The organism is Flavobacterium channae, from assembly GCF_021172165.1.
In the GTDB taxonomy this organism is placed as follows: domain Bacteria; phylum Bacteroidota; class Bacteroidia; order Flavobacteriales; family Flavobacteriaceae; genus Flavobacterium; species Flavobacterium channae.
Map to the genome: position 1 here is coordinate 759,203 of NZ_CP089096.1, position 22,574 is coordinate 781,776.

Annotated in this window: 23 protein-coding genes and 2 tRNA genes; 10 read left to right on the forward strand and 15 right to left on the reverse strand. The window is 31.2% G+C overall.

The annotated features are described in order from the left end of the window. Positions 1–72: 72 nt before the first annotated feature. The 5 genes from LOS89_RS03285 to LOS89_RS03305 all read left to right on the forward strand — a co-directional run bounded on the left by LOS89_RS03285 (position 73) and on the right by LOS89_RS03305 (position 3,077). Positions 73–144 (forward strand) — tRNA-Glu (locus tag LOS89_RS03285). Between the two features lie 32 nt (positions 145–176). Then, a tRNA-Glu gene (locus LOS89_RS03290) sits at positions 177–248 on the forward strand. A gap of 156 nt (positions 249–404) precedes the next feature. Continuing rightward, the gene (gene rpsT, locus LOS89_RS03295) at positions 405–656 is read left to right on the forward strand and encodes a 30S ribosomal protein S20 (RefSeq protein ID WP_231836374.1); all 252 of its coding nucleotides are present in this window, start codon (positions 405–407) and stop codon (positions 654–656) included. Positions 657–801: 145 nt separating this feature from the next. Next, positions 802–2,601, forward strand: a complete 1,800-nt coding sequence (gene typA, locus LOS89_RS03300; RefSeq protein ID WP_231836375.1) for a translational GTPase TypA — start codon at positions 802–804, stop codon at positions 2,599–2,601. Positions 2,602–2,645: 44 nt separating this feature from the next. Further along, positions 2,646–3,077: a hypothetical protein gene (locus LOS89_RS03305; protein ID WP_231836376.1), complete on the forward strand. Its 432-nt coding sequence runs from the start codon at positions 2,646–2,648 to the stop codon at positions 3,075–3,077. Positions 3,078–3,122: 45 nt separating this feature from the next. Here the strand turns inward: LOS89_RS03305 and bamJ are convergent, their stop codons facing one another. From bamJ to LOS89_RS03365, 12 genes are all read right to left on the reverse strand, one after another. Beyond that, on the reverse strand, positions 3,123–4,133 hold the full coding sequence (gene bamJ, locus LOS89_RS03310; protein WP_231836378.1) for a BamJ family beta-barrel-assembly machinery protein: 1,011 nt from the start codon (positions 4,131–4,133) through the stop codon (positions 3,123–3,125). Between the two features lie 19 nt (positions 4,134–4,152). Beyond that, on the reverse strand, positions 4,153–5,232 hold the full coding sequence (locus LOS89_RS03315; protein WP_231836379.1) for a peptidylprolyl isomerase: 1,080 nt from the start codon (positions 5,230–5,232) through the stop codon (positions 4,153–4,155). 6 nt (positions 5,233–5,238) lie between these two features. Then, positions 5,239–5,796, reverse strand: coding sequence for a gliding motility-associated peptidyl-prolyl isomerase GldI (gldI, locus tag LOS89_RS03320; protein WP_231836380.1), 558 nt, complete (start codon positions 5,794–5,796; stop codon positions 5,239–5,241). A gap of 2 nt (positions 5,797–5,798) precedes the next feature. Next, the gene (locus LOS89_RS03325) at positions 5,799–6,809 is read right to left on the reverse strand and encodes a DHH family phosphoesterase (RefSeq protein ID WP_231836381.1); all 1,011 of its coding nucleotides are present in this window, start codon (positions 6,807–6,809) and stop codon (positions 5,799–5,801) included. Positions 6,810–6,853: 44 nt separating this feature from the next. Then, entirely contained in the window at positions 6,854–8,878 is a 2,025-nt protein-coding gene (locus tag LOS89_RS03330; RefSeq protein WP_231836382.1) for a T9SS type B sorting domain-containing protein, read from the reverse strand. Positions 8,879–8,894: 16 nt separating this feature from the next. Further along, entirely contained in the window at positions 8,895–9,749 is an 855-nt protein-coding gene (locus tag LOS89_RS03335; RefSeq protein ID WP_231836383.1) for an ABC transporter permease, read from the reverse strand. A gap of 10 nt (positions 9,750–9,759) precedes the next feature. Further along, the gene (locus LOS89_RS03340; RefSeq protein ID WP_231836384.1) at positions 9,760–10,650 is read right to left on the reverse strand and encodes an ABC transporter ATP-binding protein; all 891 of its coding nucleotides are present in this window, start codon (positions 10,648–10,650) and stop codon (positions 9,760–9,762) included. A gap of 132 nt (positions 10,651–10,782) precedes the next feature. Continuing rightward, positions 10,783–12,093: an ABC1 kinase family protein gene (locus LOS89_RS03345; RefSeq protein ID WP_231836385.1), complete on the reverse strand. Its 1,311-nt coding sequence runs from the start codon at positions 12,091–12,093 to the stop codon at positions 10,783–10,785. An 11-nt stretch (positions 12,094–12,104) separates the two neighbouring features. After that, positions 12,105–12,764, reverse strand: a complete 660-nt coding sequence (locus tag LOS89_RS03350; protein WP_231836386.1) for a TetR family transcriptional regulator C-terminal domain-containing protein — start codon at positions 12,762–12,764, stop codon at positions 12,105–12,107. A gap of 140 nt (positions 12,765–12,904) precedes the next feature. Next, the gene (locus LOS89_RS03355; protein ID WP_231836387.1) at positions 12,905–13,963 is read right to left on the reverse strand and encodes a nucleoid-associated protein; all 1,059 of its coding nucleotides are present in this window, start codon (positions 13,961–13,963) and stop codon (positions 12,905–12,907) included. Between the two features lie 149 nt (positions 13,964–14,112). After that, the gene (locus tag LOS89_RS03360; RefSeq protein ID WP_231836388.1) at positions 14,113–14,664 is read right to left on the reverse strand and encodes an IS1096 element passenger TnpR family protein; all 552 of its coding nucleotides are present in this window, start codon (positions 14,662–14,664) and stop codon (positions 14,113–14,115) included. 82 nt (positions 14,665–14,746) lie between these two features. Next, entirely contained in the window at positions 14,747–15,661 is a 915-nt protein-coding gene (locus tag LOS89_RS03365) for a glutaminase (protein WP_231836389.1), read from the reverse strand. 158 nt (positions 15,662–15,819) lie between these two features. Between LOS89_RS03365 and LOS89_RS03370 the strand changes: the two genes are divergently transcribed. The 5 genes from LOS89_RS03370 (at position 15,820) to LOS89_RS03390 (ending at position 19,316) form a co-directional block, all read left to right on the forward strand. Further along, positions 15,820–16,440: a hypothetical protein gene (locus LOS89_RS03370; RefSeq protein ID WP_231836390.1), complete on the forward strand. Its 621-nt coding sequence runs from the start codon at positions 15,820–15,822 to the stop codon at positions 16,438–16,440. An 8-nt stretch (positions 16,441–16,448) separates the two neighbouring features. Next, the gene (locus LOS89_RS03375) at positions 16,449–17,801 is read left to right on the forward strand and encodes a 2TM domain-containing protein (RefSeq protein WP_231836391.1); all 1,353 of its coding nucleotides are present in this window, start codon (positions 16,449–16,451) and stop codon (positions 17,799–17,801) included. A 2-nt stretch (positions 17,802–17,803) separates the two neighbouring features. Beyond that, on the forward strand, positions 17,804–18,103 hold the full coding sequence (locus tag LOS89_RS03380) for a 2TM domain-containing protein (RefSeq protein ID WP_153200192.1): 300 nt from the start codon (positions 17,804–17,806) through the stop codon (positions 18,101–18,103). A gap of 90 nt (positions 18,104–18,193) precedes the next feature. Next, positions 18,194–18,502 (forward strand): 2TM domain-containing protein, encoded by a 309-nt coding sequence (locus LOS89_RS03385; RefSeq protein WP_309508559.1) that lies wholly within the window; start codon positions 18,194–18,196, stop codon positions 18,500–18,502. Positions 18,503–18,563: 61 nt separating this feature from the next. Next, positions 18,564–19,316: a LytR/AlgR family response regulator transcription factor gene (locus LOS89_RS03390; protein WP_231836395.1), complete on the forward strand. Its 753-nt coding sequence runs from the start codon at positions 18,564–18,566 to the stop codon at positions 19,314–19,316. On the opposite strand, the gene LOS89_RS03395 is transcribed toward LOS89_RS03390, so the two are convergent. From LOS89_RS03395 to LOS89_RS03405, 3 genes are all read right to left on the reverse strand, one after another. Then, positions 19,317–20,525: an Ntn hydrolase family protein gene (locus LOS89_RS03395; protein WP_231836397.1), complete on the reverse strand. Its 1,209-nt coding sequence runs from the start codon at positions 20,523–20,525 to the stop codon at positions 19,317–19,319. 190 nt (positions 20,526–20,715) lie between these two features. After that, the gene (locus LOS89_RS03400; RefSeq protein WP_231836399.1) at positions 20,716–21,486 is read right to left on the reverse strand and encodes a CDP-alcohol phosphatidyltransferase family protein; all 771 of its coding nucleotides are present in this window, start codon (positions 21,484–21,486) and stop codon (positions 20,716–20,718) included. A 43-nt stretch (positions 21,487–21,529) separates the two neighbouring features. Continuing rightward, on the reverse strand, positions 21,530–22,549 hold the full coding sequence (locus LOS89_RS03405) for a COX15/CtaA family protein (protein ID WP_231836400.1): 1,020 nt from the start codon (positions 22,547–22,549) through the stop codon (positions 21,530–21,532). Positions 22,550–22,574: the final 25 nt, after the last annotated feature.

The following is a 22,574-nucleotide window of genomic DNA, read 5'->3' on the forward strand; positions in this document are numbered from 1 at the left end:
AATTTTATTGAAGGTCTTGCAGAAATCAAAATTAGTTGTATTTTTGCACTCGCATTACAAAATTAATGTAATGGCCCGTTCGTCTATCGGTTAGGACGCCAGGTTTTCATCCTGGTAAGAGGGGTTCGATTCCCCTACGGGCTACAAGTATTGAGATTAAAAAAGAATTGGTTAATGGCCCGTTCGTCTATCGGTTAGGACGCCAGGTTTTCATCCTGGTAAGAGGGGTTCGATTCCCCTACGGGCTACAAAATTAGTTGTAAATAAGTTTTATAAAATAATAATTGGTGTCTCGGTTATTATTTTATTAGTTAAAACCAAAGTGATTGCAAATGTAATTGTGGGAGGTTTTTCTTTTTTAACTAGTAGTTTATAACAATTATTACAATTAAAAAAAGAACAAAATGGCAAATCATAAATCTGCTTTAAAAAGAATTAGAAGTAACGAGAAAAAAAGAGTGTTAAATAGATACCAACACAAAACTACTCGTAATGCTATCAAAGCTATTCGTTTAGCTACTGACAAAGCTGAAGCTTCTACTAAATTATCAACTGTAATTTCTATGATTGATAAATTAGCTAAGAAAAATATCATTCATGATAACAAAGCTTCTAACTTAAAATCAAAATTAACTAAACATGTAGCTTCTTTATAGTCTACTGTTTCGTAAAATATACTAAAGCTCTCATTTTGAGAGCTTTTTTTATAGGTTATCATTTTGTTATTTCTACTAAAGTATTGATTACTATAGTGTTTTTATCAAAATAAACATTACCTTTGCACCTTCAAAAAATTAATAAATGACTTCTATTAGAAACATCGCAATTATTGCACACGTTGACCACGGTAAAACTACTTTGGTTGATAAAATTATGTACCACTGTCAGTTGTTTCGTGAAAACGAGAACACTGGAGATTTGATCTTAGATAATAATGACTTAGAGCGAGAAAGAGGTATTACAATTACTTCTAAAAACGTTTCAGTAACTTACAAAGGAACGAAAATCAACATTATCGATACTCCTGGTCACGCCGATTTCGGTGGTGAAGTTGAGCGTGTACTTAATATGGCTGATGGTGTTTGTCTTTTAGTAGACGCATTTGAAGGACCAATGCCTCAAACGCGTTTTGTATTACAAAAAGCTATAGACTTAGGGTTAAAACCTTGTGTTGTTATTAATAAAGTAGATAAAGAAAACTGTACTCCAGAAGAAGTACATGAAAAAGTTTTCGATTTAATGTTTGAATTAGGTGCTGAAGAATGGCAGTTAGATTTCCCAACAGTTTATGGCTCGGCGAAAAACAACTGGATGTCTGACGATTGGAAAAATCAAACAGAAAATATTGAGCCACTTTTAGATATGGTATTGGAAAATATTCCTGCACCAAAAGTATCTGAAGGAACACCTCAAATGTTAATTACATCTTTAGATTTCTCATCTTTTACAGGTCGTATTGCAATTGGCCGTTTACAAAGAGGTGTTTTACGTGAAGGAATGAATGTTTCTTTAGTAAAAAGAGATGGTAAAATTATCAAAACTAAAATTAAAGAGTTACACACTTTTGAAGGTTTAGGACGTAAAAAAGTAGAAGAAGTTGTAGCTGGAGATATTTGTGCATTAGTAGGTTTAGAAGGTTTTGAAATTGGTGATACTGTTGCTGATTTTGAAAATCCAGAAGCATTAGAAACTATTGCTATTGATGAGCCAACAATGAGTATGTTGTTTACAATTAACGATTCGCCTTTCTTTGGGAAAGAAGGTAAATTTGTAACTTCTCGTCACGTAAAAGAACGTTTAGAAAAAGAATTAGAGAAAAACTTAGCACTACGTGTTCAAGAAACAAATTCTGCTGATAAATTCATGGTTTTTGGTCGTGGAGTTCTTCACTTATCGGTTTTAATTGAAACGATGAGAAGAGAAGGATATGAGTTACAAATTGGTCAGCCACAAGTAATCATTAAAGAAATTGATGGTGTTAAATGTGAGCCAATAGAAGAGTTAACAATCGATTTACCAGAAAACCTTTCAGGAAGAGCTGTAGAGTTTGTTACTGTTCGTAAAGGTGAAATGTTATCTATGGAACCAAAAGGTGATCGTATGATTATTAAATTCAACATCCCATCTCGTGGAATTATTGGTTTAAGAAATCAATTATTAACGGCTACTGCTGGTGAAGCTATCATGTCACACCGTTTTATTGAGTACCAACCGTACAAAGGAGAAATTGCTGGACGTATTAATGGTTCATTAATTTCTATGGAAAATGGTAAAGCAATTCCTTATTCAATCAATAAATTACAAGATAGAGGTAAATTCTTCGTTGATCCTAATGAAGATGTTTACGAAGGACAAGTAGTTGGTGAAAACTCTCGTGGAGATGATATGGTTATCAATATTACTAAAACGAAACAGTTAACTAACTTCCGTTCTGCTGGAGCAGATGATAAAACAAGAATTGTTCCTGCTATCAAGTTCTCATTAGAAGAAGCATTAGAATACATTCAAAAAGATGAGTATGTAGAAGTAACACCAAAATCGTTACGTTTACGTAAAATCTATTTGAATGAAAACGATAGAAAACGTTTTAAAATAGCATAATTTTTATCCCGACTTTTAGTCGGGATTTTTTTAATATCATTATAATGGAAATAAAATTAAAATACGGAATCGATAATTTGCTTTTTGGAATGAAAGAGCAAGATGTTACTAAAATTTTAGGGAAACCTGATTCGCAATACAAAGACGAAGAAGAGAATGTTGTTTTTATGTACAATTCTAGAAAACTACGTTTGATTTTTTATAAAGAAGAAGATTTTAGATTAGGGTATATGACAACGACTAATCCAAATGTAAAATTGTTTGGAGAAACTGTAATTGGTAAAAATTGGAGCGATGTTTATCCAGTTTTAGAAAAGAACAAAGTAAAACCTTTTGAAACAGATACTGTTGAAGGAATGATGAGTTACTTTAATGAAGAAAACTGGTTATTTGTTCATATTGATTATAACGAGATTGTTAAAATTGAAGTTGGAGCTGTATTTAGCGATAAAGACGAATTTGATTGGAGATTTTAATTATAGAGATAAAAAAGCCGCTAATTAATTAGCGGCTTTTTTTTGTTATTGGTTGATTTTGATAAGTTCAATCTCAAATATTAAATCAGCATTTGGTGGAATAACCCCGCCAGCTCCTCTTTCTCCGTAAGCTAAATTTGAAGGAATATAAAACTTGTATTTAGAACCTTCAGGCATTAATTGAACACCTTCTGTCCATCCTTTAATTACTTGATTTAATCCAAAATCAATTGTTTCTCCTCTTTGTACACTACTGTCAAATACTTTACCATCTAAGAACATTCCAGTATAATGAACTTTTACGTTACTTGTTGCAACTGGTTTGTTTCCTGTTCCTTCTTGAAGAACAATATATTTTAAACCACTTGCTGTAGTAGCTGCATTAGCAAATTCTTTTAAAGCTTTTTCTTTAGCTTCTTTTTGTTTTTCAGCAGCTTCTTTTTCAGCAGCTTCTTTTTTAGCAAAGTAATCAGCAAATGTTTTTTCAGCATTGAATTTTTTTGCTTCTTTTCCTACTCGGATTATTTTAACAGATGTTATTACATCATTTTGAGCAATTTTGTCCACTACTTCTTGTCCGCTTACAACATGTCCAAAAACAGTATGTCTTCCATCTAAATGAGGTGTTGCTTTATGTGTAATGAAAAATTGACTTCCATTTGTGCCAGGTCCAGCATTTGCCATCGATAAAATTCCTTTTCCAGAATGTTTTAAATCAGCAACTATTTCATCATCAAATTTATAACCTGGATGACCGGCTCCAGTTCCGTCTGGGCATCCACCTTGAATCATAAAATCAGCAATAACTCTGTGGAATTTTAATCCATTGTAATATGGTTTTCCTTTGAATTTCGCATCTGCTTTTGGGTTTTTACCTTCAGCTAATGAAACAAAGTTGGCAACTGTAATTGGCGTTTTTTTGTATTCCAATTCAACTACAATTTTTCCTTTTACAGTATTTATTTCAGCAAAGATCCCTTCTTGCTTTTTGTTTTGTGCTAGAGTTGTTGTAACAAAACTTAGAACAACTATGATAGATTTGATTATATTCTTCATTTTATAATTTTAATTAAGATTATCTAATTTCTAAAAGTTCAACTTCAAAAATAATATTTGCATTTGGTGGAATTACATCTCCAGCTCCTTGTTGTCCATAACCCAAATTAGACGGAATGTAAAGCATTAATTTATCACCAAAGTTCATCATGTTTACTCCTTCGTTAAAACCAGGAATAAAAGGTAAATTTCCAATGGTTACAGGATAACCTGAATATCCATCTTGATTGGCTCTGTTTTGATCAAATTTGCCATAAAGTCTAGCAACATCTTCATAGCTTGTATCAAATAATTGACCATTTTCTAAATAACCAGCATAATGAATTTTAACTTGATTTCCGTTTGAAGGTTTTTTGTCAGTTCCTTTTTTAATAACTTGATAAATTAAACCAGATGCTGTTTTTGTACCAGTAGCTTTTAAAGTTGCTATTTCTTTTGCTTTACTTTCAAGAATTTGTTTGTTTTTTTCTTCTGCTTCTTTAATTTCTTTAGCTACAGAAGAGTAGTAGTTTTTAAAAATTTTCAATGCATCGAATTTTTTTGCTGCACTTCCAATTCTAATGATAGTAACTTTTTCAATTACATCGTCAACTTCAATTGTGTTTACAACGTCCAAACCTTCAACAACTTCACCAAATACTGTGTGCATATTGTCTAACCAAGGAGTTTCTTTATGTGTAATGAAGAATTGACTTCCGTTTGTAGATGGACCAGCATTCGCCATCGATAAAATTCCGGATTTTGAATGTTTTAAATCGGGATGAAATTCATCTTTAAATTTATAACCTGGACCTCCAGAACCATCTCCATTTGGATCACCACCTTGAATCATGAAATCTGCAATTACTCTGTGGAATTTTAATCCATCATAAAATGGTTTTCCTTTGAATTCTTGACTAACAAATGGGTTTTTACCTTCTGCTAATGTTACAAAGTTAGCAACGGTATTAGGAACTTTTTGAAATTCTAAATTTACAATAATGTTTCCTTTTGATGTTTCAATATCGGCATATAATCCCTCTTTTAATGAATCATACGATTTTGTACAAGAGGAAAAAAAAGTAATAATACTTACTAATAAAATTGAGGTAATTTTCATTTGGGATTAATTTTTAGCTTGAGTATCTTCTTTAATATCGTTTAAACTTACTGTGCAAATTAAAGGCTCGTTTGTGCCAATTTTTTTATCATCACCATGATAACCATACGCCATGTGAGAAGGGAATAAGAAAGTAACTTTTTCTCCTTTTTTCATCAATTTAATTCCATCACGCAATCCCATCATTATGTTTTCTTTGTCTACATAATACGTTTGTGGTTTGGTTTCGGTAGCGGTATAAATGATTCTATTTTTTAAATCTTTAATTTCATAATCGAAAAAAGCAATATCTCCACGTTTTGGTGAAGGTGTAGCTTCATTAACTTTAGTTTCGTATTTGTACCAATAGCCTTTAGTTGAAGCTATGTACGATTTTAAAGAATCATTTTTAATGATTTCGGCAATTAAATCTTCTTCATCAGCAATTAATACTTTGTTACGCTCAATAGATTCTTTTATAAATGTTCCCGAAGTGTGAGATATAGGTTTTCTAGCTTGTTGTTGTTGCGAACAACTTGTAAAAAACAATATAACTCCAAAAAGGAATAGGTTTTGAATTCGCATAATTATTTTTTTTCTTTTGCTAAAATAGCAATAAATTGTTGTATAGTTTCTTCTAAATTTGAAAAAGATTTTCCTCCAGCAGCGTTGATATGACCACCACCGTTAAAATGATTTCGAGCAAATTGATTAACATCAAAATCACCTTGAGATCGGAAAGAAATTTTAATAATTCCTTCTTCTTTGTTTTCAATAAAAATGGCAGTAAAATCGATGCCTTTTATACTTAATCCGTAATTTACAATACCTTCTGTGTCTCCTTTTTGATGACCAAATTCATTAAGCTCGTCTTGGGTTAACGTAATGTAGGTAGTTTTATATTCTGGAAGCATTTTTAAATTTTGTAATGCTTTACCAAGTAATAATAAACGATTGTATGATGAATTATCGAAAAGGAGATTGTGAATTTCACTATTGTTAATTCCTTTATCGATTAAATCAGCAACGCATTTGTGAGTAGCGCTTGTTGTTTTTGGGAAACGGAAACTTCCTGAATCAGTTACAATCCCAGTATACAAACATGTTGCAACTGTTTTGTTGATTAGGTTTTCATAACCTAATTGGTGAATAAAATCGTAAACCATTTCGCAAGTAGAACCATAATTGGTATCTGAAAAAGTATAAGTTGCATAACCATCAGGAGCTTGATGATGATCAATCATTATACTTGGAGCCGAAAGGGTTTTTAAAACATTTTCCATTTGATCTCCTGTTCTATGAAGCGCATTGAAATCTAATGTAAATAATAATTCCGATTTTTCTAGAATAGCTTTGCAAGTATCAAAACTACGTTCAAATATCATGACTTTATTGCTTTCTGGTAACCATGCTAAAAAATCTGGAAATTCATTTGGAGCTATAACAGTAACCTCATGGTTAAGCTGTTTTAGTGTATGATATAATCCTAAAGTAGAACCCATAGCATCGCCATCAGGGTTTCTGTGAGGTATAATTGTAATTCTTTTTGGTGAAGCTAATAGCGATTTAATAGCTTCAATTTCGTGTATCTGCATCATACTGCGAATATATTATTTTGTAACCTATTCTGCAATTATTATGCCTAACGTTTTAAAGTAAAATGGCCTTTTACAGATTTACCATTAGAAAGTTGAATTTCAAACCAATAATCAGTAGCAGGAAGTGTTTGACCATTAAAAGTTCCGTTCCATCCGTCACCTAATCCAGTTAGCTGTTTTAAGAGTTTTCCATAACGATCAAAAATAGTAATTGTACTGTTTTCTAGGTTTCTTTTATCAAGGTTTTTGATGAACCAAGTATCGTTGTAACCATCGTTATTAGGTGTGAAATATTTTGGATAATCTAAGATGTAAAAGGTTTCAAAAACAATTCCACAACCTTTTTTGTCTTGAACAAATACAGTGTATTCGCCAGCTTCTAAATGGTAAAATATTGGAGAATCTTGATAATTTATGCCATCTAATGAATATTCATAATCTCCTAAACTTGTGTTTGAAATTTCAATTGTAGCGGTATTGTTATCTTGGAAATCATTGATGTTGATATTGTCTATGGTTGCAATTCCAGAAGCGTCAACTGTAAATGTTTTATCTTTTGTACAATTGGTAGCATTAGTTAATGTTACCGTGTACGTTCCGGCTGTGGTTACGGTTATTTGTTGTGTTGTTTGAACTGGAGTTGTGTTCCAACTGTAAGAAGTAAATCCAGAACCAGCATCCAAAATCAAACTGTTGCTTTCGCATAAACCTAAAGTTTCATCAGTAACAATTTCATTAAATGTGTTGATTGTTAAATTAACTGGATAATCAGTGTAACAACCTTGGATATTGGTTACTCTTGCAAATATGGTTTGACTAAAAGCTGTTGTATTAGTATAGCTTGTTGGTAAAGCTGTAGTGCTTGTTTGTGTTTCAAAAAAAGAAACAACATAGTTGGCAGGTAAATTAGTAAACAATTGATTTTTGATTGCATTTAAATCAAAAACTGTTTTTCCATCCTGGTTAGCATCAGCGTCACATTCAGTAAATGTATCTTCGTTTACAACTAATGTTTCCGCATATTCTATTTTTAGTATTTGGGAAGGAGGAGAACATGTGGTAGTACCAAAATAAATTTCTACAGTATAATCTCCCTCAGAAGTAATACTATAAGTCGCATTTATTGCGCCAGGAATTTGATTCCCGTTTAGAAACCATTGGTAACCAGTTGCTCCAGCCTGTGTAGCGTCAACAGTTAATGTTTCGCCAGGACAAAGAGGGTTTCCTGTTGCAATCAAGCGGTCGTCGCCTAAGTCAATTCCAAAATTAAAACTTCCTCCACCAAGAAAAATAGCCGAATCAAAACGATAATTTCCCTCATCAGCTATGACTAATTTTATATGATAAGTTTCCCCTGGAATTACATTCGATTGCGCTGTTAAAACTTTAGTTTGTCCATTGTAATTTGTTGGATGTACTGTTCCATTAAATGCATCAAAATAAGTTTCATTTGCTTGTGGACAAATGGTTCCTGAACCTCTAACAGTGTTTACTTTAACAGGAATATTTGTTCCTGGAACAACTGCTAAATTTTCATAATTAGGCTCACCATTTTTTTTAAGTAAAAAAGCAAAACCATCAGTATAGTTACACTGATTTGACATTGGATTTGATAAGTATTGTTCCGATGAAAAGATGTAATCAAAACTTATACTTGTCCCCAAAGGAACAAAATCAAATTCTAAAATAGTAGCATTAAAAGTGTTGCTCAATCCTAAAGCCTGATTCAAATCAAGATCTCCATTCCATCCCATACTTCCGCCATCATCAGATAAATAAGAATTTGGACCTGGGGCATTGTTTATTTTTCCGGTCGAAAGTATAATTCCGTTTTGAAAAGGGAAAGAAGTACCAGTTGCATCAAAAAAGCCAAAACTCTTTTCACCTGTGGCAAAATTACCACCTGAAACACTTATATTAAAGACATTAGCACAAGGACTGTTGATTAAAATATCCTCAACTAATTCTTGTGCTGTGTAGTTTTCATCTACAGTTATATTTTGTCCGTTTGTTAATTGAAATCCAAACGTTAAAACAAAGACGGAAATGATGTTTTTAAAAGTACGCATAGCATCGGCAAAGATACTATAAATCGCGCTTTTTAAGAATGTAATAAGATGTTAAAATAAATATAATTGTCCATGCTAAAACGATTCCAACAAAGATTGGTTGCACTTGATAATTTTTCTCAAAAGTTTCGCCAACTGTATTTGAAACTGATTTTACAAAATTCAATCTTGTGAAAGGTTCTACAATTAAATTAGACATCGATTCTAAAGGTAAAACATCTTTAACCCAATCAATTGCTTCTGTGTTTTTGTCTTGAGGTTTGTAGCCTAAAATATTGTATTTTAAAATAGCATGTCCTACGTTTTCGCCTAAAAACCAAACAAATATAAAGCCTAAAGTAAAAGCAGATCGTTTGATTAATAAGGATAAAAACAAACAAAACGAGAAGAATGCTACATGTTTTAAGAAATAAGCAAACAAATAGCTCATATCAGAAAAAATAATATCAATTTCTGTGTAAGATGAATATTTTAAACCTAAAATTAAACTGATTCCAAACACAAGTAAAGTTGAAACAGAAGAAAATAAAATAATAGTATAGAATTTAGAAAGTAAAAATTCTTTTTTAGACATTCCGTCAATTAAATTTTGTTTTAATGTTCCGTAGCTAAATTCATTTGCTACCATAGAAACGATGATAACCGCTAAAAATAATTTAAACCAAGAAGCTACATAAGTCGTAAAATGCCAGATGTAAGGGAAATTAAAAAAGCCACTTTTTGCTGCTTCAAATTTAAAAGGGCCAAAATCAAATTCTATTAGTGCGATACTTGCTAATAAAAAAAGTGATAAAAAGTATATGATGCTTAATGCACGACTCGCTTTATTAAGCCATATTTTTTGTAATTCTATATTGATTAATCGTTTCATTTTAAGTTGGTTAGTTTGTTAGTTTTAAGAATTGTTCTTCCAAGCTCGTTTTGCGCTTTAATAAATGCGTTAAAACAATATTCTTGTTAAATAAATATTGATTCAATTCTCCTGCTTCTAAAGGCGCTTTTAAATACACTAAAACTTTTCCTTCTTGAACTTCAATTTTGTCTACAGCTTGATGTTGAGATACAATTTGAACCAATTCTTCTAAATTATCCGCTTGAAGTTCAAAGAATCCTTCATTTGCTAACATTTCATCAACAGTTCCTTGATAAAGCGTTACCCCGTAACGTAAAACAATTACATGTGAACATACTTTTTCTACTTCATCTAGTAAATGCGAAGCTAAAAGTATAGTTGTTCCTTGGTTTGCAATGATTTTAATTAAATCTCTAATTTGACGAATGCCTTGTGGATCTAATCCATTTGTAGGTTCGTCTAAAATTAAAATTTCAGGATCATTTAAAAGGGCAGAGGCAATTGCCAAACGTTGCTTCATTCCTAAAGAAAACGTTTTGAATTTGCTGTCTTTTCGGTCTAATAATCCAACCAATTCTAATTTTTCATTGACTTTATCAAAAGGTATGTTTTTGATTTTACAAACCAACTTCAAGTTTTCTTCCGCAGTCATGTATGGATAAAAATTAGGTCTTTCTATAATTGCACCAACTTTCTTTAATGCATCATGAGTAGAAAGGCTGCCATCAAACCAAGAAAAATCGCCCGAAGTTTTGTTTACGACATTTAAAACAATTCCTAAAGTGGTTGATTTTCCAGAACCATTTGGTCCTAAAATTCCATAAACATTACCTTTTTTAATTTCAAGAGAAACATTGTTTACCGCATGAACCTTTCTAAATTTTTTATGAAGATTTGAGATTTTTAAAATAGTTTCCAAGTTTGTTTGTTTTTTGATTTAAAGATAAGACGAACTAAAATTAGTTTTGTTACGAATTTGAAACTAAACAAAATAAAAAATCCCTAATCTTATGGCTCGATTAGGGATTTAGAGGTAATTTTTGGGGCAAAATTAATATTGAATAAAGTTGTTAATTTTAACATTTGTAGCTTTTAAATCGTGCATTAAATTATACAACCCAAAGAACGTTCTGTTGATGTAAATAAAATGTTTTGATCCTCTATTTCCATTCATATTTCTTAATTCGGTGTTTTTAGAATAGCGTTCACCTAAATCGGCAATTTGACCAAAAAACTCTTCATCTGAAAAGTCAAATTCTTCCACATGAAAAGGTCGTGCAAATAAACTTAAGAGTTCATGAAACATTTCGGTAAAGAATTCCACTTCTTCTTTTGTGTCTTCTTTTTTTAATATTTCTAATTCGTATAATTTCGATTTAAAGAATTCCGGATTGTTTAGATTTTCTTTTTTTGCTAATTCGAAATAGGGAACATAAAAATCATTCGGAACTTCTTTCATACAGCCAAAATCTAAAGCGACTAACTTGGTGTCTTTAGTAATTAAGAAATTTCCTGGATGTGGATCGGCATGCACTTTTCTCAAATTGTGCATTTGAAACATATAAAAATCCCAAAGTGTTTGTCCTAAAATATTTGATTTTTCAACATCGGTATTGTGAGCGGTGAATTCAGATAAATGTTCACCTGTCATCCAATCCATCGTGATGATTTTTTCTGAAGACCATTCTGGATAGTAATTTGGAAATATTAAGTTTGGAATGTTGTTACAAGCTTCAACAATTTCCATACTTTGTTTTACTTCATTGATGTAATTGGTTTCTTCAATCAATTTATCTTCAACTTCCTTAAAATATTTATCCGAATCTTTTCCTTTGATGTTGAACATTTTAATGGCAATTGGTTTTACCAAAGCTAAATCTGAACTGATACTTTCTGCCACTCCTGGATATTGAATTTTCACAGCAAGTTTTTTCCCATCCTTGGTAGCTTGGTGTACTTGACCAATGCTAGCCGCATTTATCGAAGTGGCATTGAAGGTATCGTATATTTCGTTTGGTTGTTTTCCAAAATATTTTTTAAATGTTTTATTTACCAATGGCGCTGATAATGGTGGAACTGAAAATTGCGCCAACGAAAATTTTTCCACGTAAGCTCTTGGTAAAATATTTTTGTCCATGCTTAACATTTGAGCCACTTTTAAAGCACTTCCTTTTAATTGCTTTAAACTATCATAAATGTCTTCAGCATTGTTTTTGTTTAGCGACTCTTTAGCTTCTTCTTCTGTTTTGGTGATTTTATCGCCGTAATATTTGAGATAATTCACGCCAACTTTGGCACCAGTTTGAATAAGTTTTGATGCTCTTTGAATTTTTGATGTTGGAATACTATCGATTGTTTTCATATGGTTTTTGCTTACATTTTAAATGAGCCTATTTCGTGCCACATGAATTTTCCAAAATCAATTAGACTTTTGAATGGAGTAGTTTCCATTAAATCAAAACTTGTGTTAACTGATTTTTCAATGAAAATATCGGTTTTTTCGAATGAAATTGAGGTGTCTTCAATCCAAAACTTCAAAGTGAATAAGAATTGAAACCAAGCCATTTCACTCATTGTTTTTTCTTGAAATTCGATTAGCTTTTCTTGTTTTAAATCGATTTTTTCAATGTCTAAAGTGTCGTAAAATTGTTTGAAATTTTTTCTTAATTCGCTCAATTTTGACAAACTTTTCAATTTGTTTTTGTCTTCTTTCAGCAATGCAACAACGAAACTTCTGTTGGCAATTAACATTTCGAAATAAGTGAAATAGAAACTCAATAATTGGGTACGAGCATCATATGAAGCAAATTCTTCACTTTTTCCTAATAATTCTAATGTATTATCGAAAAGCGAAGTGAAAAAATTTTGTTCAATTTGGTTAAATGAAGAGTAATGTTTGTAAAACATATTTTCTTCAAAACCAGCATGTTTGGCAAATAAATAAACTGATTGTGGTTGTTTGTTATTTCCTAAGAAATAATCGATGTATAAACTTAAAATACCTTCTTTGTTTATTTCTTTCTTTTTTGCCATGATTCTAAATATTTTTCTCAAAGGTATAGAATGTTTAATTTAAAATCAAAAAAGTTAAACAAAATATTTTATTAAAGTTCTTTCAAAAAAAACCTCAATTACGATTTGCAATTGAGGTTTTTTTAATTGACTTTAATTTCTTAGCCTTTTTGTTCTTTGTTGAAATATACTAAGTAGTAATACATTTGTTTTTCTTCGTCCCAACCTTTCTCTACGAATTTCTCCGCACTTTCTGGGTTGATAAAATCCAATTTGATTTGTATATTAGTGTCTAATTGAATTGTGTTTTTTAAGGAACGGCGTACATCTGTTACTGCAGCATTTGCAATAGGAAAGCTTGAAACGTCTTCGATGCTGTATTTCGCACCTTTGTCAACTTTATAATTTTTGAATTCTGGAATGAACTCAGGATTTTGCATAACTTCATTTAAGAAAGCCGTTTCTTCAAACTCATCATTTTTAGCAAAGTGATTGATGGCACGGTTCATAAATAAAACTTCTTGTTGTTTGTCTTCGGCTGGTAAAACTACTTCTTTAGCAAACTCTTGACAGAATTTTAAGTATTTCTTGGTCATGAAGTTTTCATCTTGAAAAGCATCAACTGATAAGAAATGTTCTAACCAATAACGTGCATCGTATCGGTTGCTATCTACAGTTAAGATTTTATAGCCTTCATCTTTTTTGTAATTAAAAATGATACAACCTTTGTCTAACTTGTTTAAGTTGATTCCTTGTTGTAAAATCATATCTAAGTTGTTTCCGTTTTCTTCAAATTGTAAGAAGTCGGTTTGTAATTCACTTTTGAAAACACCAATTGCATCTACTACATTATTGTCGATAGAAACGTGATTGAAGTAAGCTACATAAACTTCTCCATTTTTAATGTGCGGATGATTTGATTGTTCGAAAAGGTGTTTGGTGATTTTTTTAGAAACGTTGTGAATTTCGCCAGGGTTATTGAAAACTTCGGTAGCAAAATTGAACATTTCGTTATATTCTAAATCTACTTCATGAGCAAACTGAAAGTAGTTTTCTTCTTTTTCTCTGAATGGTTTAAAGAAAAATTCTTTTAATAAAGGCATAATTTCATCATTCAATCCGTACGGATTTTCAGATAAGAAAATAGCTTCGTTTCTACTTTTGTTTCCTACTCTATGAATAGATAGGTTTTCGATATGTGCGTTAAATAAGTTGATCATTTTTTATTTGTCAATTAGTGAATTAGTCAATGTGTCAATTTAGTGAATAAGAGAATTTGGTAATTAACCTAGCTTAATTGGCTCATTGTTGTATTGGCATATTGGCACATTAAATTATTGGCACATTGCCATATTAGCGCATTGGCTAATTAATTCCAATTTTCTTCAAACCCCATGTCTTCAAAGCTATCGTCGCCATCAAACATGTCGAAATCATCATCATCAAAGTCGTCTTCAAAGTCACCGTAAATATCGTCATTTGATAAATCACCTCTCAATCCGCTTTGACCTGCTTCAGCTGGTAATTCGCCGTGAGAAAATAATAAAGCTGGATAATTTTCTCCTGCTTCTTTTTCTTCCTCAATTGCTGCTAATTCTACAAAGAATGTCCACATACTAAAGAAATCATACACATAAACCATTTTAGTATTGTCTTGGTGCATTAAATCATCGATTTTAAAATCCACCATAGTTTTCATTTCTCCTGGAACGTCACCAATATCAAATAATGGAATTTCATCTTCTTCATTCCAAGTCCAGTCGTCTTCACAAGTAAAAAACGAACCCGTCTCAGTTCCATCAAAACCAAAAGCATTAACAATAGCATTGTGTAAATCTTCTAATGTATTGTCGCTTTCAATGGCAATATCTCTAAAAATATCTTCTTCAGCATCGAGAATCACTCGGAATTTGTAAATCATAATCTTTGAAATTTTAAGAACTGCAAAAGTAATTATTATTTATGAGAAACTTTTTTTGCTTTTGCGATTTGTTAATAATATTTTAGAATATTGAAGTTTCAGTTCTTGTTGTTAAACGTTCTAAAGTTTCCAATCCATAAAACGAATTTCCTTTTTTATTTAATTTCGGACTCCAAACTGCAACCGTGTATTGATTAGGAAATATAGCTACAACTCCGCCACCAACACCACTTTTTCCGGGAAGACCAACTTTAAATGTAAATTCGCCAGCTTGATCATAAAAACCACACATTTGCATTAAAGCGTTCATTCGTTTGCATTGACTAGAAGTAAGAAACTTATTTTTAGTTTTTGGAATGATGCCATTATTTGCAAAAACTTGAAAACATTTGGCTAAATCAACACAAGTCATTTCAATGGAGCATTGATGATAATAGAAATCTAAAACTGCTTCGGGTTCGTTTTTGATGTTGCCAAAGGATTTTATGAAGTTGACCAAAGCAGCATTTCTATAACCAAAAGCTTTTTCAGATTGTGCTACATTTTCATTGTAATTGATGTTTGGATTTTCGGTCAGTTCTCTTACGAAATCAAGTAGGAATGCTTTTGGATTTTCAAAATGCTCTAACATCAAATCAGCAACAACCAAAGCGCCAGCATTGATAAACGGATTTCTTGGAATACCATTTTCGTTTTCCAATTGCACTAACGAATTAAACGAATTCCCTGAAGGTTCATAACCAACGCGTTCCCATAAATCGTTTCCTATTTTAGAAAAAATAAGCGAAGTCGTAATGACTTTTGAAATACTCTGAATCGAAAATTTCTCTAAAGCATCGCCTTTTGTAAACACGGTTTGATGTTTGTCAACTAAAGCAATTCCGAATTTATTTGAATCAATTTTTGCTAATTCCGGAATGTAATCGGCTACTTTTCCGGTGTTTTCAATTTGGATGACTTCATTGTATATGCCTTCTAAAATATCTTGGTATGCCATGAATCTAATTTTGGTAAAAGTAATTAAAATTATGATAGCTACAATTCATCCTCAAAAAATGACAGTTCGGTTAGTTTCAATTTTATGGGTGCGATTTCTGTTGCAACTTTGCTTCATCAAAATAAAACGAACAGTTTAACCATTAAACAAAATTAATCATGACAAAAATTATCACTATCATCGCCTTATTTGTAGCTTCAGTGGTAAGTGCACAAACACAATTTGAACAAGGAATGGCAAAGGCTCTTCAAACTTGGAGAGAAGGAAAATCGGCAGAAGCGGTTGCACAATTAGAACGAATTGCTTCGGTTGAAAAAACAAATTGGTTGCCAAGTTATTACATTGCGTTAATACATACTACACAGGCTTTTGGAGAAAAAAACAAAACAAAAATGTTATCTTTAATTAATTCTGCTCAAAAAGCTCAGGATATTTGTAACGAGTTAGCAACGGATGATCCAGAGGTTTTAGTTATGCAAGCAATGATTCACACGGCTTCTATAGTTTATGATCCTATGACAAACGGACAAAAATTATCGGGAGATGTGATGTATATTTTAAACAAAGCATACAAAATTGCTCCTGAAAACCCGAGAGTTGTGTTTCAAAAAGCTTCGTTTGAAATAGGAATGGCACAATATTTTGGTCAAGATACACAACCAATGTGTGCTCAAATTGAAAAATCTATCGAACTTTTTGCTACTTTTAAGCCAGAAAGCGCTTTGCACCCAAGTTGGGGGTTGGATAGAGCGCAAGCTGAGTTTGAAAAATGTAAATAATATTAAAAATGAAAATAATCTCCTATTTAATTAAAGGTATTATCAAAGGGCTAGTAGTGTCATTTGTACTATTTTTTGTAATAATTGGTATTCAATATTTTTTTGGTAGAATTGTAAAATTAAATTCTAATTTAGTTACTGAGTTTACCTATTATGTTGTTTATGGAGTAGTTTTATCAATCATTAATTCGGCTTATTTTGATTTTTTAAACCAAAAATTGAATTGGGATAAATTGATAATTTTGAAAAAATACAGAATTGTAATTGGATTTATTGGAAGTATTTTTGTTACCATTTTAGGTATATTTTTCATTCGTTTTTCAATAAAAGTGCTAATTGAAGGAAGTTCTATTGACCATTTTTTTGAAAATGAAAACAAAGCTCATTATTTGGTAAGTTTGATCATCACGATTATCGTTTCAATTGTTTTTCATCTAATTTACTTTTACAAAGCATATCAAGAAAACAAAGTCAAAGAACAAAAAATTATTGCAGGAACAGCTTCTGCACAGTTTGAAAGTTTAAAAAATCAAATAGATCCACATTTTCTTTTTAATAGTTTGAATGTATTGAGTTCTTTAATCGAGGAAAATCCTGAAAGTGCTCAAAAATTTACTACTTCGCTTTCAAAGATTTATCGTTATGTTTTGGAGCAAAAAGATAAGGAATTGGTTTCGGTGGCAGAAGAATTACAATTTGCGAAAACGTACATGAATTTGCTAAAAATGCGATTTGAAAACAGCATCACATTTGAAATTCCGGAAGGTTTTGATAACGAAGAAGCCAAAGTAGTTCCGTTATCGTTACAATTGTTATTAGAAAATTGCATCAAACATAATGTTGTTAGCGAAGCAAAACCGCTACATGTAAAGATTAGTATTGAAAATGGTCAATTAGTCATTTCTAACAATCTTCAAAAGAAAGAAGTTTTACAAGACCGAAAAGGCGTAGGATTACAAAATATAGTGAATCGCTACGGAATTTTAACCAAAAGAAAAGTATTGGTAGAAGAAAACGAGAAAGAGTTTAAAATTTTTCTACCAATTTTAACTAAACAAATTACCATCATGGAAACACAAAATATATACAACGAAAACTTAGCTTATCAACGAGCAAAAGATAAAGTAGAACAATTAAAAGGATTTTATGGCAATTTAATTTCGTATTGTATTGTTATTCCATTTTTGATTTTTATTAATTTAAGAACGTCTAACTTTCAGTGGTTTTGGTTCCCAATGTTAGGTTGGGGAATGGGATTAACCTTTCATGCTTTAGAAACTTTTGGTTATGGAAAATCTTGGGAAGAACGTAAAATAAACGAATTGATGAATAAAGACGATAATTCTAAAATCTGGAAATAATCATGGAAGCAAATCAATTTGATATAGAAAAATACAACAAAGCAAAAGAAAGAGTAAAAGAATTAAAAGGTTTTTACGGGCATTTAGCAAGTTATGTAGTTGTTATTCCAGTTTTGATTTTCATTAACTTATATTTTTCACCTAAACACATTTGGTTTTATTGGCCTATGTTAGGTTGGGGCATAGGTTTGTTTTTTCATGCTGTTGGCGTTTTTAATATCATTCCGTTTTTTGGGAAAGATTGGGATGATAAAAAGATTAAAGAGATAATGGAAAAAGAAAAAAACACAAAATGGGAATAATTTTAGTAATCAGTGTTCAGTATTTAGTGTTCAGTTAAAATGTAACCTAAAACGTGAAACCTGAAACTTAAAACTTTAAACATGAATAAAATGAACACACAAGAAGAAATCAAATATCAAGAAGCTTTAAAACGAGTAAAAAAAATTAAAGGCTTTTATACACACGCAATTGTTTATGTTATCATTAATATAATGATTGTGATAATCAATATTCAAGATTTGAAAGAAGGAGAAAGCTATTTTCAAGCACGAAATTTTTTCACAGCTTTCTTTTGGGGAATTGGGTTAGTCGCTCACGGACTTTCGGTTTTTATGCCGAATTGGATTATGGGACAAAACTGGGAGGAACGCAAGATAAAAGAATTCATGGAGAAAGAGAAGGCGAATAAGTGGGAGTAATTAGTCACAGTTTTCAGTCGCAGTTAGCAGACAACACACTGGAACTTTAAACAAAAAAACAATGAACATAATAATTATTGAAGACGAAAAACCAGCAGCACGTTTGTTGCAAAGAAAAGTTGAAAAATTAGGATTGCAAGTCAATACCATGTTGCATTCTGTTGAAGAAGCTATTGCATGGTTTCAAAATAATCCGCATCCTGATTTGATTTTTTTGGACATTCAATTGTCTGATGGTTTGTCGTTTGAGATATTTGAACAAATCGATATCAAAAGCGCCGTGATTTTCACAACCGCTTATGATGAATATGCGTTACGAGCTTTTAAGTTAAATAGTATCGATTATTTATTGAAACCAATTGATGAAGAAGATTTAGAAGTTGCAGTCAATAAATTCAAAGCTAGGACTCAAGCACAAAATATTTCATTGGATTTTGAAGCGATTAAGCGTATGTTAGTCAATCCAGTGGAAAAAGAATATAAAAAGCGATTTTCAGTAAAAATTGGCCAACAATTAAAAGTGATTTCAATTGATGAAGTAGAATGTTTTTACAGCGAAAACAAAGGAACTTATATTCACACTTTAGACAATCGCGATTATTTAATCGATTCCACTTTAGAAGTTGTAGAAGCCGAAATCAATCCAAAAGAATTCTATCGTGTAAGTCGTAAATTCATAGTTCCACTAAAAGCAGTAAAAGAGATTCAAGTCTATTCCAATTCAAGATTGAAAATTATTTTACCAACTTACAAAGACGATGAGGTAATTGTAGCAAGAGAACGAGTTGGGGATTTTAAAGAATGGATTGGGTAATTAAAAATTAAAATAAAACCTCCAATACACAAAAAATCCAATTAAAATTAGGTACAACAAACTGTTTAAACTTAATATAATTAAAGCAAAAGTATTCCAGAGTTTTTCTTTAATCAGTTTTAAATTTAATTGAATTAACGGAATCATGACTACTAAAAGTACATAAGGTAAATAAGAAGTAAAGCTTATTAATGTACTTGAAGAGCTTTTATAAGGTGAAGCAAAGTAGAAAATATTCACATTTGTACTTAAAACAAACATATAGTAGAATAAAATTAATCCAAAAGGAATTAAAAGTAATTTGATTGTGTTGAAGCTATTGGTTTTTCTGTTTTTTACATAATTCACTAAAAAGTAAACCGAACTCATAGCAAAGAATAATCCGAAAAAGACTAAAAATAGACGTAAAGCGTCATTATTATGAGGTATTTGATACGAAGCTAATTTTTCAAATTCCTCATTTTTTGGGAATAAAGAATCTACTTTTAGGATGTGATTGCCTTTAGCTAACTCATCTTTAATATCGAATTGAATAGTTTTATCATATCTATGATAGAAGTATAAATTCACGGTTCCCTTAGTGTTATTCCAAATTGAAGTTAATAGTGTTCCGTCACCAATTTTTTCTCTGCAAACATGCATTGTATCGGATAATTTTCGGCAAAATTCCAAATCAGTTTCTAATTTGTTATTCAAAAATAGGACACCATTTTTATAACGTTCTAATTTAAAAGCGTCTTCTTTTGAGGTTATAGATGGACAAAAATTAGATAAAACATAACTTGCCTCATTACCCGAAATAATTTTGTAAGGCTCTACCACAATATATTTTCCGGTTTTATCAACGTAAATGAAAACGTCTTCTAAAAAATAACTATGATCATATTTTTCAATATATTTTTTTACCTCTTCAACGGTTTTGCAAGTATGAAGAATGTCTTTTAGATATTGTGTTGGATTGGTTATTTTAAGTCGGTTTTTGAAATTGGAATTCTTATTTTCAGGATGATACGATGCTAATCTTGAAAATACTAAACCATGCTCATTCATTCCTGATTGTGGTGCATAACCATTTGCTCCATCAAATCGTGAACCTGTAAAAGCAGCACCAAAAGGAGCTTTTTTGTTTCCAATTTCAAACCAAATATGAGGTGTTGTTCTCCAAGCATCTTCATTACAACCTACCATTGTTTTACCATTTTTGGTCACTTTGTATATGCTACAAGGCTTACCAAAATTCACTGATAAAATAAATAGAAGGGTAAGAAGGATTTTGACGTTTTTCATACAAATGTCATTTGGTTCAATTATAAAACGATTGAACAATCAAAATGTTACATCAAATCGAATTTTTAAAAAAAAAATGAACTTTTGTACCTATCTAAATTGTGATTTGAAATCAATTTACCATTGTTTTTCGAATTCCAATAAGAACAAAAATCAAAAGGGAATATAGGATGAAAAAAGGTGCAATAAATTCAATCCAACCTAATGGCAACATAAAGGCAATAATTAATAATTGAAATCCTAAACCGTAAAGGGAAAGTAGTGTCATAAACCAATTAGGAAATGTTTTTACTTTATATGCTTCAGGGTCTAAAAAGTGAATTATTTTGTCAAATATTCCGTAAACAATAGTATAAATTCCAAATAAAATATTGACAGCTTTTTGAGTTTCGCCTGGTAAAGCTTTTGGTGTTTTGTATTCAAAAATCTTACTAGTATTATCGCCACCTATCGATTTGTTTCTTAAAATCACATAGTAATAATTGTAAAGTGTTCCTTGTAATTGTATGCTTATGAAGGCTAAAATGGCTAACCAAAAAGGTGTTTTGGAAACATAGCAAATTGTCATAAGAAAAAAGAAATTTAGAAAAATATCAAATACACTATCTAAATATCTTCCCACATAAGAGGGTGTGTTTTTTAATCGAGCTAATTCACCATCTGCGGCATCAATTCCCGATTTTAAGATGATAAAAAAACCAGCTGCTAAATAGTATTGGTTTAAAATACAATAGATTGCAAATAATCCAGAAATTCCAAATAAAAGCGTTACATGAATAGGAGTAAAGCGTGTTTCTTTTAATTGAAGTGCGAAAAATCTTCCAAAAGATCTTCCGTAATCAGACAAATCTAAAAATTTATCCGAAGCGTTTAATTTTGACATTTAAAGTTAATAACAAAGAACTGTGACAATATAGTCGGTAACCTTATTTTGTGAATCGATGTAATGTAAAAGTCATGGCAGTCAATAAAAAGAACGCCATGATTTGATGTGCTAATCCTAACCAAAGCGGCACATGGAATAACAAGGTGAAAATTCCTAAAAGGAATTGGATAAATACAAAAATCAACAACGTTTTAACTCCGTTATCTTGTGTTTTGTCTAATACAAATTTTCTGCATTTCATGAATAAGAAAATAATCATTCCAACCACCACATAAGCGAATGTTCGGTGTATGAATTGAACGCCACTTTTTCCTTCAGTAAATGATAAAAGTAAATTTGATTGTTCTAACTTAATACTTTCATGGAAGAATTGTCCGTCGCTCATTAAAGGCCAATGATTATGAATTAAACCGGCGTTTAAACCTGCAACAAAACCGCCATAAATAATTTGAATGATTAAAATTACTAGAGCAATTCGAGCAATTTTTCTTAATTCAATAACAGGTAATTTTCTTTCTGGGTAAATCAAATCTAAAGCCACCCAAAGCGTATAAGCAAATGTAATGAAAGCAAACGTTAAGTGAATTGCTAATCTGAAATGACTCACATCGGGCATGTCTTTTAAACCGCTAGCCACCATGAACCAACCTAAAAATCCTTGAAAAGCACCCATTCCTAAAAGAATAATACATTTTTTGATGGTTTCTTTGTCTAGTTTCTTTTTGATTAAGAAGTAAATAAAAGGAATAATAAAAACCACACCAATAATACGACCAATAAAACGATGAAACCATTCCCAAAAGAAAATGAATTTATAATCGTCTAATTGAAAATCTTTGTATTGATTTACTTTTTGATATTCGGGATATTTCTTGTATTCTTCAAATGCCTCAACCCATTTTTCTTCTGACATAGGAGGAAACGTGTCATTAATCAAATGCCAATCGGTCATAGATAAACCGGAGTTGGTTAAACGCGTAATTCCACCCACGGTTACCATGATAAATAACAAAACACATCCCGAAAGTAGCCAGTAAATGACTGATTTATTTGTTTTCATTTTTCTTGATATTCAAAAAGCACCC

Excerpts from the sequence above, each read along its gene's own strand:
- LOS89_RS03365 (WP_231836389.1), bottom strand. The coding sequence starts at position 15,661 with ATGGCATACCAAGATATTTTAGAAGGCATATACAATGAAGTCATCCAA.
- LOS89_RS03350 (WP_231836386.1), bottom strand. The coding sequence starts at position 12,764 with ATGGCAAAAAAGAAAGAAATAAACAAAGAAGGTATTTTAAGTTTATAC.
- LOS89_RS03305 (WP_231836376.1), top strand. The coding sequence starts at position 2,646 with ATGGAAATAAAATTAAAATACGGAATCGATAATTTGCTTTTTGGAATG.
- gldI (WP_231836380.1), bottom strand. The coding sequence starts at position 5,796 with ATGCGAATTCAAAACCTATTCCTTTTTGGAGTTATATTGTTTTTTACA.
- LOS89_RS03375 (WP_231836391.1), top strand. The coding sequence starts at position 16,449 with ATGAAAATAATCTCCTATTTAATTAAAGGTATTATCAAAGGGCTAGTA.
- LOS89_RS03325 (WP_231836381.1), bottom strand. The coding sequence starts at position 6,809 with ATGATGCAGATACACGAAATTGAAGCTATTAAATCGCTATTAGCTTCA.
- LOS89_RS03405 (WP_231836400.1), bottom strand. The coding sequence starts at position 22,549 with ATGAAAACAAATAAATCAGTCATTTACTGGCTACTTTCGGGATGTGTT.
- LOS89_RS03380 (WP_153200192.1), top strand. The coding sequence starts at position 17,804 with ATGGAAGCAAATCAATTTGATATAGAAAAATACAACAAAGCAAAAGAA.
- LOS89_RS03345 (WP_231836385.1), bottom strand. The coding sequence starts at position 12,093 with ATGAAAACAATCGATAGTATTCCAACATCAAAAATTCAAAGAGCATCA.
- LOS89_RS03390 (WP_231836395.1), top strand. The coding sequence starts at position 18,564 with ATGAACATAATAATTATTGAAGACGAAAAACCAGCAGCACGTTTGTTG.
- LOS89_RS03315 (WP_231836379.1), bottom strand. The coding sequence starts at position 5,232 with ATGAAAATTACCTCAATTTTATTAGTAAGTATTATTACTTTTTTTTCC.
- LOS89_RS03330 (WP_231836382.1), bottom strand. The coding sequence starts at position 8,878 with ATGCGTACTTTTAAAAACATCATTTCCGTCTTTGTTTTAACGTTTGGA.
- bamJ (WP_231836378.1), bottom strand. The coding sequence starts at position 4,133 with ATGAAGAATATAATCAAATCTATCATAGTTGTTCTAAGTTTTGTTACA.
- LOS89_RS03335 (WP_231836383.1), bottom strand. The coding sequence starts at position 9,749 with ATGAAACGATTAATCAATATAGAATTACAAAAAATATGGCTTAATAAA.
- LOS89_RS03400 (WP_231836399.1), bottom strand. The coding sequence starts at position 21,486 with ATGTCAAAATTAAACGCTTCGGATAAATTTTTAGATTTGTCTGATTAC.
- LOS89_RS03370 (WP_231836390.1), top strand. The coding sequence starts at position 15,820 with ATGACAAAAATTATCACTATCATCGCCTTATTTGTAGCTTCAGTGGTA.
- typA (WP_231836375.1), top strand. The coding sequence starts at position 802 with ATGACTTCTATTAGAAACATCGCAATTATTGCACACGTTGACCACGGT.
- LOS89_RS03360 (WP_231836388.1), bottom strand. The coding sequence starts at position 14,664 with ATGATTTACAAATTCCGAGTGATTCTCGATGCTGAAGAAGATATTTTT.
- LOS89_RS03355 (WP_231836387.1), bottom strand. The coding sequence starts at position 13,963 with ATGATCAACTTATTTAACGCACATATCGAAAACCTATCTATTCATAGA.
- rpsT (WP_231836374.1), top strand. The coding sequence starts at position 405 with ATGGCAAATCATAAATCTGCTTTAAAAAGAATTAGAAGTAACGAGAAA.
- LOS89_RS03385 (WP_309508559.1), top strand. The coding sequence starts at position 18,194 with ATGAACACACAAGAAGAAATCAAATATCAAGAAGCTTTAAAACGAGTA.